The organism is Sinorhizobium sp. KGO-5 (genome assembly GCF_036245905.1).
In the GTDB taxonomy this organism is placed as follows: Bacteria; Pseudomonadota; Alphaproteobacteria; order Rhizobiales; family Rhizobiaceae; genus Sinorhizobium; species Sinorhizobium meliloti_A.
Genome location: NZ_BDIZ01000009.1, coordinates 149718 through 163860, shown reverse-complemented (window position 1 = coordinate 163860; position 14143 = coordinate 149718). Strand labels below are relative to the sequence as shown.

Sequence of the window (14143 nt, the reverse complement as noted above, 5' to 3'; positions counted from 1 at the left end):
GGAAGGTCGTACCATTCACCCGCTGGGTCCGGACGAATGACGTCACCGGTGCGTCCGCTACGCACGACATTGTCCGGCACGCCCAAGTCGGTCGCGCCTACCGCGACAACTATGTCGCACTGCATCGCGGCAGGCGGCTCGACGAACTTCCCACGTAGCGTCCCAAGGATGGATTGCGCCCCGTTGATGACCCGGATGCTCCGGCCGTTCAGATCATAGCCGTCGGCGCGTTGCACGGCGCCCGCCTGACGGAGCAGCAAGTGGAAGAAGCCGAGGGCTTCTGGATTTGCTGGGCGCAGGAGCTTGGCCGGCTCCGCCGCCGAGACGCCTTCGGCATCCCGCCTCAGACCATAAAGGGCCTCGCTCTCAAAATTTCCGACGTCTAGCCAAGCCGGGTCACATTGGGCTTTGGTGGCTTGTTCGAAGGCGGCCCGTCCGGCTTCCAGTACCTGACGAAGGTAGTTCGATGAGAACGCGCGACGAAGCTCGTCGAGTGCCGCAGCCCCTGACTCTTGCACATGTTCGAATGTCACGTTTTGTGCGTGCGCGATCTCCCAAAGTTGCGGGGCCTTCTGCTCGAGCGCGTTTGTCGGCGAGAGGTCGATGACAGTCACGGACAGCGGCTGCACGTCGATCAGCGCTTCGCCGATCAAGGCGTTGAGGTATTCCCAGTCGGACCAGAAGCCGACGACGAGCAGATCCTTCTGCCGGAGGTTGGCAGCCATCCAAACTTTGCTTCGCGCAATACGGCCCGAGATGGTCGGATCATCGAGCTGCGAAGGCGCCCACACAGTGGCTTGCCGATCACGGTGGGAGCAGCCATGGAATTTCAACAAGGGTGCCTGACGGACGGAATCGGCGGTGGCTTCGTCTCCGTCGAGCGAGCCGCGGAAGTCCGCGCCGTAGTCCCATGCGCGTCGCTCGATCAGCGTGTCGTAGTTGCTCGATATGCCAGCAACGGCGGCGCGGGTGATGAGAAAATCCGCGATCGCGGCATGTCCTGTATTCGAAGGCCGCACAAAAGCGGGCCAGGGCACGAGATGTTCGATGAAGACCGATTGCAGGGTGTTGAGGCCTGCAAAGTGCTCGGCGAGTGCCTCCAGATTGTCCCGAAGGCCGAGGTCGCAGTTCGGGTCAGATTCGAGACGGTATTTGTCGAAGCACCGCTCGGCGACCGCACGGGCCGATGGCAGGCTGCTGGGCGGCGCCATCGAGAGTCCGGCGCCGCAGACCACCAAAAGGCGGCCGGCGTTCATGGAAGCTAGAAGCCGAGCGATCGTCTGAGGGGTCAAGCGCCCCCCTGTCTAGCGCCCGCGCGCTGACCTAACGTCTTTCTGTTTGATTGCGCGATATCGTCCAAATGCTCGACCGTTCCGAGTGGCTCGGCCGGCAGCTTTACTGTCATCTCAAATTCTCCCCCTACAACCCCCATGAACGGAGTGTAGAGTGGTACATAGCAGTTTGCCTCTCAAAGTGAAATTCTGAAAGCTGCACCACATTGATTGCTGAGGTGATTCGAAGTAGATGACCTGAACGGCAGCTATGCACCGAATCAATTCGAAACGAGACAGTCGGCTCCCGGCCCAATTGAGATGCTCGGGTCGCACTGACCAAGTATCCACTCCTGACACGCTCCTCGGACATCAGATCACTCGACGACCGGTAACCGACAGCACGGATGTCTCCCATCCCTCGCCTTGACCGTATACGAACTAACATGAATATTCTGAGAACATCACTTCCATGAAACCCATCAGGCTATCACCATACATCTAGCAACAGGTTCCATTGCCGATCGGCATTGAAGGCGACCTGATGATCAATGTCATCCACTGGAGACCACGCGCTAAAGAACTCGTCGACAAGTCCATCCGTGGCTAAGGCTCCGAGGGACGCGGGGCCTGTGTAATTCCGAACGAAATACGCAACCCGGCTGTAATCCTCATCATCGATGAGAGATGCGGAGACGCCATCGTACTGCATGGTATGCCACATGTCATCGATATCGAGCAGACCGAACTTTCTTTGGGGATGATACCTGTTTACCCGACTTTCGAGGCAGGCGAGATTGATTTGCGCCAAATCCGTCAGAAGGCGGGCGATATCTATCGCCTCTTCAACGGATACAATGTCATCACCGAATAGGCGCAAAGCCGTTGCCGGAAATCTGTAGGAGAACAATTCCCGTTGGTCTTTAGCGGCGAGCAGCCTCGGTTTCACCGTATCTTCGTGACGCTGACCGAGCCGTTTAAGCTTGTCGCCAGTCAGGTTGAGGATATTGCTGTGAGTCATTTCAATTGTCTTTTCACCCCGCCAATCAAGGCACGGAAGGGTCAGAAGAAATGCGCGGCTGCAGTTTAAGATCGTGTAGTATCGGAGATATGGCAGCGTCACCTGTAAGTTTCGTTCTTCGGCATACTCAGCAGAGTTAGCAAGAACCGTAGAGCCCAACACGTATTTCAGTGCAAGATAGCTTCGAATAAACCATTCGGTGTTGTGAACGTCTCCAAAAACACGCGCGATGGGATCAAATAAATCGCGGGTTCGGCTGATATAATTTTGAATCTCACTATCGGAGCAACGAGTTGGAAGCTCCTTGTAGTTATAAGTGAAATCCGAGCCGGTCAGAGAAACGATTTCGTCAGAGTCCATTCAAACCATCCGAGGAGTGATGTTCGTTGCACGATTTACGCGAGCAACGAATTTATGATGCGGTTGGCAATGGGCGTCGAAGCTGCATACTTTCTGGTCAGGTACAAGCCGTTGATCGATATGATGCAGTTCCGCGACACCTGAGCATCAAGACGACCGGTATGGCTGCCAGTACCCCCCTGCCGACCAGTGCGACGGTGCCTCCCGAAGCTGGCCACTAATGCCCACATGACAAACGCTGCGAGTACTGAAGACACCTGCTTCGCCCATGTCGACCAGCCGAGAAGCTTGCCGTAGCCACGGCGACGAACAGTTCGAGCGGTAGCGTGCCGTCTGCCTACGGCCTCCGACCCAACTCTCAGGCGAGAAAAACCGTCGTAATTTCCGACAGTCTCCCTACTCACCTGCATTCAACGGGCTTCGGTTGAAAACAAGGACAGCTCTTCGACTAGAAGATCGTGAACGCACGCAAGAGAATTCAGCTCCCGCCGATCCGGTTCGAAAACATCTTTACTGTCGTCTGCCATAAGTTCCGCTCTGGCCGAGGCTTCTCTCAGAAGAGCCGCTATCCCCTCAACGCTCCGACCTTGCGCGTCAGCGCTAGCCCGCTTTTCCCAGTGATTAATTGCGTCACCGGTCATTCCGGATAAGGGACAACCTTGACCGAAAACGGCGTTTACCACCGACAAGAACTCGCGCTCTATTTTAATTCGAGATTCGAATCGGGTCCGTCTTGTTTGATTATCCACTCGTTCCGCCTCCCGATAACCTCTCGCTCAATGCTTCCAACCATGGCCAAACGCGGGTATGCACGTCAATAACGAACGCCGCGTCAACACCGTCCGGTGGCGGCGCGCCCCGCTGTCCCGCCATCCGGCAAAACATCGCCTGCTCAAACTCAACCTGGGACAACGGACAACGCGGCACCCCTCCAAGATTGAAAATGGAATACCTGGAAAAATCAGGTGCGTCACAGAGGTCCCAAGAAGCAGACATGGCAATATTGCGGAGACACACGTAGATCAGGCCGGCCTCATAGATCGCATTGCCTTGGTTGAGGGCGATCTGTGCGGGTATCTCACGCATAACCTTGATGAACGATGCGACGTCCCTCCCCGTGTCTCTGTAAGGCGATGGGGTGCCAATTTTGGCCAAGAACCCTTGAGGATCGAAAAGCGGACGCGTCTCGCGATGGAGATGCCAGGCAAAAAGCTCACCATTGGCGAACATTTCACGCAGTCGGTTTTCGCTGTACCATGAGATCGAAGATTTCATACAACGGAGCGTGGCCGGCACGGTTGCCAGTACAACGTTCTCGGCGACCTTACCTTTGGCGTTTTCGACCACGGCGAGAATGTCGAGATCGCTGAGATGGTCCGCCTGACCTCTGCCAACAGATCCAAAAACATATGATGCGAGCAAAGTTCCGCCGGTCATCTGTGGGAGATCGACTTGTAGAGAACTGAAATGAAGAGCCCGATGTAAATGTACCTCATCGCCACGATCGCGAAATCGACCGCCGTGAAGCCAGCGAACGTCGGGTTGGGATTGAGATCAAGAAAAAGCCTGAAAACATAGTCGAGCGAGGCCAGCCCCTTGTCTGTTTCGCTCCAAGAAACACGCGGCAAGAGGCTCCAGAAATTTACGAGCGCGAGAAAACAAAGTATCGCGAAGCAGCTTGCTGCAAGCCGCCAAGGCCGTTCTCCGTGGCCCCATATAAGTCCACCCAACCACAGCCCTACCAGGTTCGCGCAGGCACGCGCCTTGGAAAGCATGTTTGGATACTTGTTTCTGTAGTAGCTGTCGTAACCCCTGAGGGCATACCTGTAGTGACGTTGTGCGGCCTCGATTTCCTGTAGGGTCAGGAGACCCAGGCTCGCGAAGTCGCCAGCCTCAACTGCGTTGGCCTTGAGGTTCTGCAAGGATTCCCGTCGAATGTTCGGCTGATCCGGCAGCGATGCGATGATCTCGGCTGTATCGATCAGGCAAGTGCTGAAGCGCGCGAAACTGAAATCGCATTTGTAGAAGTTGGCGCTTTTGAAATTGCAGTCGAAAAACTTGGTGCCGGAGAAACGACAATTGCGGAACACGGCATCGCGAAAGTAGCCACCGTCAATGATGGAATAGCTGAAGTCGCAGTTCTCGAACGTCGTCTTGAGGGCGTTTAAGTCGCATATCTCCGATGCCTTCCACGAGCCATTGCGCACAGTCTTGCGGGCTACTGTAACTCGTTGAATGGCCGGCATGTCCGGTATTTTGTCGATGAGCGGGCGTTTGTCCGAAGTGTCGCCACTTGCAAGGTTATCCATAATCACTCACCGCGATCCAAGCCGATATGCTCCCCACTACGAAGACACCCGTCCTTACTTGCCACCTATAGCCCGCTGTCGGCGTGCACATATGGCGTACCATTTTTCATCAATCAGATCACAAGTAGACCTACCCCGAAAAATATTTATGCAAAACATCAGAAAAACTCAAACCTAAAGTTGAACTCACGACAAAATCCGAGCAGATTGCCTCTGAATTTGCAGGTACTTGAAGGGTGTAGACTTATCTTGGCAGATAGAGGGCGTCGCGCTGAAAGTACGCCAAACAACGCTAAGGGTGAACAGACGGTGATTTTGTTGGGGGCGCTCGTTTTGGAGCGCCGCCCTGGATCGCTCAAGTCAACCGTCGGCCACTGGAACGTGAAGGGGCGTGCGAACCATCCAATCCGATAGTCGAACTGCCGCTCACGACGCAAGCAGTGATTCCAAGAAAAGTGCGCCCCATAGATCGTCTGTTTTCTTGGAGGAGCCGATCGACGGTCACTTCCGACAGTTTTTATAAGGTGAATCCGGTGAGCCGCTGCCAATGGCATGGCTCTAGTTATCGCCATTTGTCGAAAGCCTTGCCGTGCAGCTGTCGGATTGGATGACCCAGTCACTGGCGAATCTGAAGCTCATCGAGCCGCCATTGATCGTCGGCACCGATGAATGAGCATGTTCAGACCACCAGCACGGGAGCAAAGCCACCGCCTGGCGTTCTGAAATTCGTGGTCTGGCCCTGGTAGAGGCGTGCGGCCGTAAGTAACAACCGGCCATCGTAGGTATAGAGCCGCACGTCCATCTTGCGCGGTGCGACTGCTCCATCGAACTCGATCATGCGCTGCCCGGGTGGCGCAAAGGTCTGGGCCACGAAGCCACCCGCAGCGATTTCCGCCCATACTCCTTTCGTCACCTTGTCGCCGCGGAAGACCGCCTTGCTCCCATAGCCAGAGACCGGCTTGAAGAACATGTCCTTTCGAGACCGCCAAAGTGCGGCCGAATTGTCGGGCGTGACCAGAACTGTCCGCGGAACGCCGGCAAGCCGCAATCTCATGACCGGGGATAGCCCGAGCGTTTCCAGAGCGGCCGGATCGGATAGAAGCGTCAGATTGCGCTTGGCCGCAAAAAGCGCGTGATTGCGCGGATTGGGCGTGACCACCGCCGCGCCGTCCCGATACGCCGCTCTGAGTGCTGCATGCTCTGGGCGGTCCAACGCAAAATCGACGAGGCGATTATAGACGAGGTCGATCTCGTGGCCGGAGAGCCGGAGCCTGCCGCCTTCATATTGCAACTCACTCGCGTCGCCGATGACGGCGTCAACGCCGTGCTTCTTCAACAACCGCTGAGCGATTACGAATTCAGGGTAGAGATATTGCTCCTCGGGTCGATCATCGATGATCGCGATCGTTCGCGGCGAACCGGCGCCGCGCTGGCGTCGCCATTCGTCCCTGAACATTGCAACGACGCGGGTTTCAAAATCATCGTCCGGGGTAGCAATCAAGCTCTGCTCTCCTCTGGCGCAGCAGGCTTTCTGGGCTTCAGCCAGCACTGCATTGAGGAACGCGCCCCCAGCATTGGTGTTAACTTCGATCAGCCTGGGTTCATCATTATCGAGATGGAAATCGTAACCCATCAGCGCGCCAGCGGGCCCGAAATCCTGCAGCGCTATTTCCGGTGCCCAGGAGAGAACCGCTTCGCGGTAGCCCGGCAATTTTGTCGTTGCCTCGATGGCGCCGACGACCCCACGCATTTTATCGATGACGGATTGGGCGAGGAATACCGCGACATTGGAAAACAGATGCGCTCGCGACTTCATGAAAGCCTCGAAGAAACCGGAATCGTCGGCCTCATCAGCCAGAGCTGTCCAAAGCGCTGTCCGGTCGAGGGTGATGCAAAAACAATTCCGATTGAGCCGGGCGGACTTGGACTGGCTGGTCTCTGGTAGATCAGCATCATCCTTGAGCACATTCATTTCTCGTCCTCTCCTGCGCTTCGTCGCTTTTCCAGGAAGAGCGACAACAGCTTGCGGCTTGAACTGGCTTGCTGTCGAGAATGCTCCTTACCCCGGTTGAAACAGCGGCCCAGCGAAGCTTCCACGGTTTCAGAACGACAAGAAGGACATCCTGTCCGCGTTTGATGATTATCTATCACATACGGCGCTTCACATGCTCTGAGTTTGACTTATGTCAAAGACATTAACAGCATTTAGCCCAGGTTATCGGTATGGAACTTCTGCTGACCCACGTCCGCGTCTTACTTGCCGTGATCGTCCTGATCGTGGGCAGCGTGATGGTGAGCGGTGCATCTGGCCTTGCCGGACAAACTTTGGGTACTTCCCTCGAATTGGGCGTTGCCGACGACGGGATCGCTCTCCCTGAGAACAGTTTAGACCAAGAGCTAAGCTCCGTCGCGGCGACCGATTACGACAGCCACCAAAACGATTGCATGCAAGATTGCAGCATGCATTGCGCGTCCTGGGCCGGATCAGGTTGCTGTACTGCCACCGCCCCCATCGGCGGAGGAGGCAACGCTTTCGATCGCACATCAATCGCCGCATACGGTATGCCGGACGCTGGTCTCCTGGCCACAGGCATCGATCCCGAGGCTCTTCTACATCCTCCACGAAGCTACGTCTGAACCTGCGTCAGCGCAGGTCTCGCGTTTGTTAGGCTGACAGAACCAGCAGGTTCGTCACTGGCATTCGCAATCGCGACATCCGGCGCCGGCGCTCGGCGGAGCGGTGCCAGCCACGCATCCCCGTTACCGGTTAAGCGAATGGCTGAGGCAACAGGCCAAATCAGTGGATAACTCCGATGAGCGATCGCTTCGATATTCTTGCTCAAACAAACAGTGGAAGGAGCCGAAACATGAACCCGCAGATACAGTATCCGCCTGATCACCCGGTCGGGCATGGACCGAAGCCTGAGTTCGAACCAAAACCGCCTGGATTTTGGGCTTCGAAGGTGGGGCTCGTCACCATTGCCTTCCTGGCAATCGCCGCCTTTTTCCTTCTTTCGGAACACCGGGCGCACGTCTTCGGTTTCCTTCCCTTCCTGCTGCTTGTGGCCTGCCCTCTGCTTCACATGTTCATGCATGGGGGCCACGGGGCGCACGGCGGTCACGGGAGGCATATCCAGCGCAAGGAAACCGATGCGAACGGGCATAATGGTTCGACACGCGGAAAAGGAGCATGACCATGGTCGACCAATCTCCCGCTTATGGCCTCTGGGGCCTGGCCGTCATCAATTCGGCGATCTTCATCCTGTTCGCCTTCAGCTTTTTCAAGCCGCGGACGGGCCGCGACTGGCGATCCTTCAGCGCGTTCAGTGCCTTCCTGGTGGCGCTCTTCGCTGAGATGTACGGGTTTCCGCTGACGATCTATCTTCTCTCTGGTTGGTTGCAATCGCGGTTCCCTGGCATCGACTGGTTCTCACATGATGCCGGCCATCTCCTGGAGATGATGTTCGGTTGGCGGCTTAACCCGCATTTTGGCCCGTTCCACGTCCTCAGCTTCATTCTGATTGGTGGTGGATTCGTGCTGATCTCGGCGGCCTGGCGCGTGCTTTATGAGGCGCAGCGGCAACGCCGCCTCGCCACAAGCGGCCCATACGCCTATGTCCGCCATCCACAATATGTCGGTTTTGTTTTGGTTATGACCGGATTCCTCGTGCAGTGGCCGACACTTCTGACGCTGGCGATGTTCCCCGTGCTGGTTGCGATGTATGCGCGGCTTTCCTTCACCGAGGAGCGGGAAGCGAGAAAAGAGTTCGGCGAGGCATACGACCGCTACGCAGCCCGAGTGCCCGCATTCTTCCCTCGTTGGACTGCGCTGTTCGGCGCTGCAGGCAAGCCCGGTACGCATTGAGAACCCTGCTGCCTTGTCGGCTGGGGCACCCGAGGCGAGGTGGCAGTTCAGTCAAGCTGGATAACAATCGGGTCGAGAAATCCCCGAGAACTTGGAGTAGAAAAGATCATGAGACGGCGAGAACTTCTTAAGACTGCACTGGCCGGTGCCGCAGCCTTCACGCTGCCTTCATCGTTGCTCACTGCAGCCGCCGCTGGACAGCCGGACCGCCACACGCGCCTCGGTATCGTGCGCCGCACGATCGAGGTGAACGGCAAAGCTGCCAGCGTTTTCGGCCTCCAGCAGGAGGACGGCACGCCGGGCCTCCGCCTGCGGGCAGGTGATGCCTTCAATGTCCTGCTTCACAACGAAACCGCCGAGTCTACAATCGTGCATTGGCATGGGCTGACGCCTCCGTGGCCGAACGACGGGGTGCAGGACGCCCCGCTCCCGCTTATCGCTGCTGGAGCCAATCGCTCTTACGACTTCCCGGTCGGCAAGCCGGGAACCCACTGGATGCATGCTCACACGTTGCAGGAGCAGGCGCTCCTTGCGGCGCCGCTGATCGTCGCCGATCCCAAAGATGATGCAGCGGACGAACAGGAGATCGTCGTTCTCCTTCACGACTTCTCCTTCTCATCGCCGGAGGAACTGCTGGCGGGACTGCAGGGCAAGAATGTCGGCGCCGCAATGCCGATGGACCACAACGCGATGGATATGGCGGGGGCGCGAACCGACGCAATGGCCGGCATGGCCCATGGCGGCGGAGCCATGGCAATGGACCTCAACGACATCGAGTACGACGCCTATCTGGCCAATGATCGCACGCTAGACGATCCCGAAGTCGTGCCGATGGAGGCCGGCGGCCGAGCGCGGGTGCGCATCATCAACGGCGCGACTGCAACTGCGTTTACGATCGACTTCGGCGAACTCGACGGCGAGTTAATTGCCGTCGATGGCCAACCTGTCGAGCCGGTCAAAGGACGGCGATTTCCGATGACGATGGGACAGCGCATCGACGTCCGTGTGCAGTTGCCGCGCGAAGCCCGCTCATTTCCGATCCTTGCGCTGCGTGAAGGGCGCAAGGAACGGACCGGCTTCATCCTGCGTCCGTCTGGGGCGGCGGTGGCAAAGGTCGCAACAGCCGGGGCTGACGACGCTCCGGTGCTCGATCTGGCGCTCGAGGCCCAGCTAAGGGCCACTCGGCCGCTGGCTCTGCGTCCTGCGGACAAAATGTTCGACATGGCGCTGACGGGAAACATGTCCGCCTATCGCTGGGGCCTGCAGACCAACGTGCCAATCGTCGTGGATCCAGGTGACCGTGTGGAAGTGACTCTGCGGAACACCAGCATGATGGCGCATCCAATGCACCTGCATGGCCATCATTTCCAGGTGGTTGCCATCGATGAGCAGCGCGTTGCCGGTGCGGTGAGGGATACGGTCCTGCTACCCCCCAACCGTTCGGTGACGATCGCCGTCGATGCCGACAACTCCGGCCAATGGGCCTTCCACTGCCACCACCTCTATCACATGGCGACCGGGATGATGTCGACCTTCGCCTATCGCGCCTAGGATAGGAGGCCTCGCCCATGTCCGCGCTTCAACCGTCACGCGACGCAGCAGGATACACCGGAGACCGACCATGAACAAAGCGACGTTGGAAGTACGTGACCTCGTCGGTATGCTGGATTTTGCGGCCGTCGAGAAACGCCTGGCTGCCTTGCCAGGTGTTGCCAGTGTTGCCATGAACGCTGGCTCGACCACCGCCACCGTCGAATTCGACGAAGCGCTGACGAACCCTGAGACACTGGCCCGCGAAATCGAGGCCTGTGGCTTTCACTGCAGGGGCGAGCCCGTGCCACGGCACCTCTGCGTGCCCGGCAGCGCAACGGTTCCTCCCGGACATCCGCGTGCGCCATCCAGACATATGCACGACCACGCCGCGGCGGTCCAGGCGGCACCAGGGGAACGGGAGAGAGCAGGCGCAGCCAAGGTGCCCCGCGACGCGATGGCTCACGAAATGGGGCACGGCGCCGGCATGGACATGCAGGACATGGTAAGCGACATGCGCAATCGCTTCCTTGTCAGCCTGTTCTTCACGCTGCCCATCTTTGCCATGGAGCCGATGGGCATGGGTGAGCCTTGGTTGCGCGCGCCTTTCGGGCTCAGCGAAGACCTTGCGATGTTCTTCCTCGCCAGCGCCGCGATCCTCTATCCAGTCTGGCCTTTTGTGGTGGCGGCTTGGCGTGCCCTGCGCAACGGCGTTCTCAATATGGCCGTGCTGGTCGTGCTGAGCGTTGGCACCGGCTACCTCTTCAGCGTGGGTGCGACGTTCTTTTTCGAGGGGCAGCAATTCTATGAAGCCGCGAGCGTGCTGCTTGTTTTCATCCTGCTCGGCCATTGGCTGGAGATGCGTGCGCGGGCCGGCGCTTCGGCCGCTATCAGGGCGCTGCTCGACCTCGCGCCGCCCAAGGCCATTGTCTTTCGAGACGGCAAGGAAGTCGAGGTAGCGACCGCCGACGTGGTGCTCGGCGATGTCGTCGTCCTGCGGCCTGGAAACAAGCTCCCTGTCGATGGTGAAGTGATCGAAGGCGAGTCGACCATCGACGAATCGATGCTCACCGGTGAGTCGATGCCCGTCACCAAGAAAGTCGGCGATAGCGTGATTGGCGCGACGATCAATAAGAGTGGCACGCTGCGATACCGCTCCACCAAGGTGGGCGCCGACACGGCCTTGGCTCAAATCGTCAAGCTGGTCCAGGAAGCACAGAATTCCAAGGCGCCGGCCCAGTTGCTCGCCGACCGCGCCTCGCAGTGGCTGGTTCTGGCCGCGATCGTCATCGGCCTGGCGACTTTTGCCGCCTGGTTCTGGTGGTTGAGCCAGCCGCTGCTGTTCGCGCTGACCCTCACAATCACTGTTTTCGTCATCGCCTGTCCCGACGCTCTCGGGCTTGCCACGCCGATGGCGGTCATGGTCGGCACCGGCCTCGGAGCATCCAACGGCATCCTGTTCAAGAACGCAGCCTCCCTTGAAGAAGCGACAAAGCTCGACGTGATTGTCTTCGACAAAACCGGGACGCTCACCATGGGCCAGCCAAAGGTCGTCGAAATCGTGGCAGCACCAGGTGTGTCAGCCGACGAGGTTTTGCAAATTGCGGCGTCCATCGACCAGGGATCGGATCATCCATTGGCCGTCGCCATCGTCGAGCGGGCCGAGGGCCTGGAAATTCCCAAGGCCTCGGGCTTTCTCAACATCGAAGGAAAGGGCGCCAGAGCCGCGGTAAGGGAAGACCAGGTGTTTCTTGGCAACCGGCGGCTCATGGACGAGCAGAACGTTGACCTGCTGTCGCTCGGCGACAAGGCCGAAGCGCTCAAGGGCGAGGGCCGCACAGTCATTCATGTGGCCCGCTCCGGGAAACTTCTCGGTCTCATCGCAATCGCCGATGCCCCGCGCCCAACCGCTATCGCGACGATCAGGAAGCTTCACGAACAAGGTGTGCGAACCGCTATGCTCACGGGCGACAATGCCGGCACCGCCAAGCGCATCGCGGGGGTTCTCGGCATCGACATCATTCTGGCAGATGTCCTGCCGGGGCAGAAAGCAGAAAAAATCAAGGAGTTGCAGGGACAAGGCCTCAAGGTCGGCATGGTCGGGGACGGCGTCAACGACGCGCCGGCCCTGACGCAGGCTGATGTCGGATTCGCCATCGGCGCGGGCACCGACGTGGCTATTGAAAGTGCGGATATCGTTTTGATGAAAAGCGATCCCTATGACGTGGTCGGCGCGATGACCCTGTCACGGGCCACCTTGCGCAAGATGCATCAGAACCTGTGGTGGGCTGTCGGCTATAACGTTGTCGCCTTTCCGCTCGCAGCAGGCGTGTTCTATCCCTTCCTTCTGAGTCCCGAGATCGCCGCGTTGGCAATGTCGGGCAGCTCGGCGCTGGTCGCCGTCAATGCGCTTCTGCTCAAGCGAACCAGGCTCGAGGGCATCCGTCCGGCCGCATCGACTGCCGCAGGCGCTGTCCATGAGCACCCGACTGGCGCGCCGGCATGAGCGTATCGATGCAAAGTCCCCTGCCGACGTCGCGATGGAGCCTTGGCGTACTTCTGGCCTCGGCCTTCATCGTCGCGCTCGGCTATGGGATCGTCTTGCCGGTCCTGCCGACAATGGTTGAACGGCTTGCAGGCTCCACAGATCCGACATTCGCTGCACGGCACATTGGCTTTCTGACTGCTGCCTATGTCGCCGCACCACTAGCTGTCGCATTCCTCTGGGGACGGGTGTCGGATTTGATCGGGCGTCGACCTGTCCTTGTCGTTGGCCTGATCGGCTTCGCCGTCACCTTGGCGGCTTCGGCGCTCGCGCCGAACTTGCCCGTTCTTTATGTCGGGCGAATCCTGAACGGCGCCTTCGCTGCGGCGGTAGTTCCCACAGCTCTTGCGTTCATTGCCGACACGGAAGGTGACGATGATCGGCGCGCCAGAACCTTTGGTTGGGTCAGCATGGCATCGATTGCCGGCTTCCTGCTCGGTCCCATGCTCGGCGGCCTCGCTGCCGGATGGGCTTTTGACACAGGCCGAGCGGCTTCCTCCTTGCAGGCTGCCCCCTTTCTTCTCGCGTCCGGCCTCGCCCTGGCCGCGGCCGGTGGCGTCAGGTTGATCCTGCCTGGAGGACGAGTGACCGGCCACCCCGCTGAGACGAAGAACCGCGAAACATCGTCGTTCGTACCCGGGGAGTTACGGCTGCTCGCCCTTGCCTCTTTGGCCGCGGCCGGACTTGGAGCATTCGAGGTGGGACTCACGTTGCGCAACAATGAACTCGCAATGAGTCCAGCCGAGTTGGGCTTTATGTTCGCGACCTGTAGCGTAGTGATGTTTGCTGTTCAAGGTCTTGTCTTCTCGCCGTTCGTTAAAACGGCGGCGACGAGGGGCCTTGTTGCTCCCGCCTTCCTGGTGATGGCCATCGGTCTGGCGATTATTCCGGCAATTGCCGGTTTTAACGAAATGCTGCTGGCGGTGTCTGTTGTCGCGGCATCCGCCGGGGTGATCGGTCCGCTGCTCGCCTCCTGGGTTTCGCGGCTCACCGCGCGCAGTCAGGGCGTCGAGCTTGGCATTCAGTCGGCAGTTGTGAGCTTCGGGCAGTCGATAGGGTCTGCCGGGGCTGGTTTGCTTTTCGACTTGAACGGGTTGCAAGGCACTGCCTTCCTCGCCGCTGCCGTCGTGATGGGAGCGGCTGCGTTGGCAAGCGTCAGGCTGCCGCAACAGCTGGCGGTTGAGACGGGTGACCCAGGTGACGCTTCGGCGAGAAGCGCTCCGAAATGAATATTCCCATGAT

At 58.8% G+C, this 14143-nt stretch carries 11 protein-coding genes; 6 read left to right on the top strand and 5 right to left on the bottom strand.

Annotated elements, in window-relative coordinates:
• From BHD07_RS27085 to BHD07_RS27065, 5 genes are all read right to left on the bottom strand, one after another.
• The coding region (locus BHD07_RS27085) for an SIR2 family protein (RefSeq protein WP_338283860.1) at positions 1 to 1292 on the bottom strand (1292 nt) is incomplete at its 3' end.
• A gap of 469 nt (positions 1293 to 1761) precedes the next feature.
• Positions 1762 to 2652 (bottom strand): hypothetical protein, encoded by an 891-nt coding sequence (locus tag BHD07_RS27080; protein WP_338283859.1) that lies wholly within the window; start codon positions 2650 to 2652, stop codon positions 1762 to 1764.
• Between the two features lie 741 nt (positions 2653 to 3393).
• Entirely contained in the window at positions 3394 to 4089 is a 696-nt protein-coding gene (locus BHD07_RS27075; protein WP_338283858.1) for a nucleotidyltransferase domain-containing protein, read from the bottom strand.
• Positions 4086 to 4961, bottom strand: a complete 876-nt coding sequence (locus tag BHD07_RS27070) for a pentapeptide repeat-containing protein (protein WP_338283857.1) — start codon at positions 4959 to 4961, stop codon at positions 4086 to 4088. Before BHD07_RS27070 ends, BHD07_RS27075 begins: the two co-directional genes overlap by 4 nt.
• Before the next feature lie 679 nt (positions 4962 to 5640).
• Entirely contained in the window at positions 5641 to 6933 is a 1293-nt protein-coding gene (locus BHD07_RS27065; RefSeq protein ID WP_338283856.1) for a hypothetical protein, read from the bottom strand.
• Between the two features lie 251 nt (positions 6934 to 7184).
• On the opposite strand from BHD07_RS27065, the gene BHD07_RS27060 reads away from it, so the two are divergent.
• The 6 genes from BHD07_RS27060 to BHD07_RS27035 all read left to right on the top strand — a co-directional run bounded on the left by BHD07_RS27060 (position 7185) and on the right by BHD07_RS27035 (position 14130).
• On the top strand, positions 7185 to 7598 hold the full coding sequence (locus BHD07_RS27060) for a hypothetical protein (protein WP_338283855.1): 414 nt from the start codon (positions 7185 to 7187) through the stop codon (positions 7596 to 7598).
• A gap of 230 nt (positions 7599 to 7828) precedes the next feature.
• On the top strand, positions 7829 to 8155 hold the full coding sequence (locus BHD07_RS27055) for a DUF2933 domain-containing protein (protein WP_338283854.1): 327 nt from the start codon (positions 7829 to 7831) through the stop codon (positions 8153 to 8155).
• 2 nt (positions 8156 to 8157) lie between these two features.
• Positions 8158 to 8826, top strand: coding sequence for a methyltransferase family protein (locus BHD07_RS27050; protein WP_338283862.1), 669 nt, complete (start codon positions 8158 to 8160; stop codon positions 8824 to 8826).
• A gap of 108 nt (positions 8827 to 8934) precedes the next feature.
• Positions 8935 to 10377 (top strand): multicopper oxidase family protein, encoded by a 1443-nt coding sequence (locus BHD07_RS27045; RefSeq protein ID WP_338283853.1) that lies wholly within the window; start codon positions 8935 to 8937, stop codon positions 10375 to 10377.
• A 70-nt stretch (positions 10378 to 10447) separates the two neighbouring features.
• Positions 10448 to 12862, top strand: a complete 2415-nt coding sequence (locus BHD07_RS27040) for a heavy metal translocating P-type ATPase (protein WP_338283852.1) — start codon at positions 10448 to 10450, stop codon at positions 12860 to 12862.
• Positions 12859 to 14130 carry an MFS transporter gene (locus BHD07_RS27035; protein ID WP_338283851.1) on the top strand — a complete coding sequence of 424 codons (1272 nt, stop codon included), beginning with the start codon at positions 12859 to 12861 and terminating at the stop codon, positions 14128 to 14130. Before BHD07_RS27040 ends, BHD07_RS27035 begins: the two co-directional genes overlap by 4 nt.
• Positions 14131 to 14143: the final 13 nt, after the last annotated feature.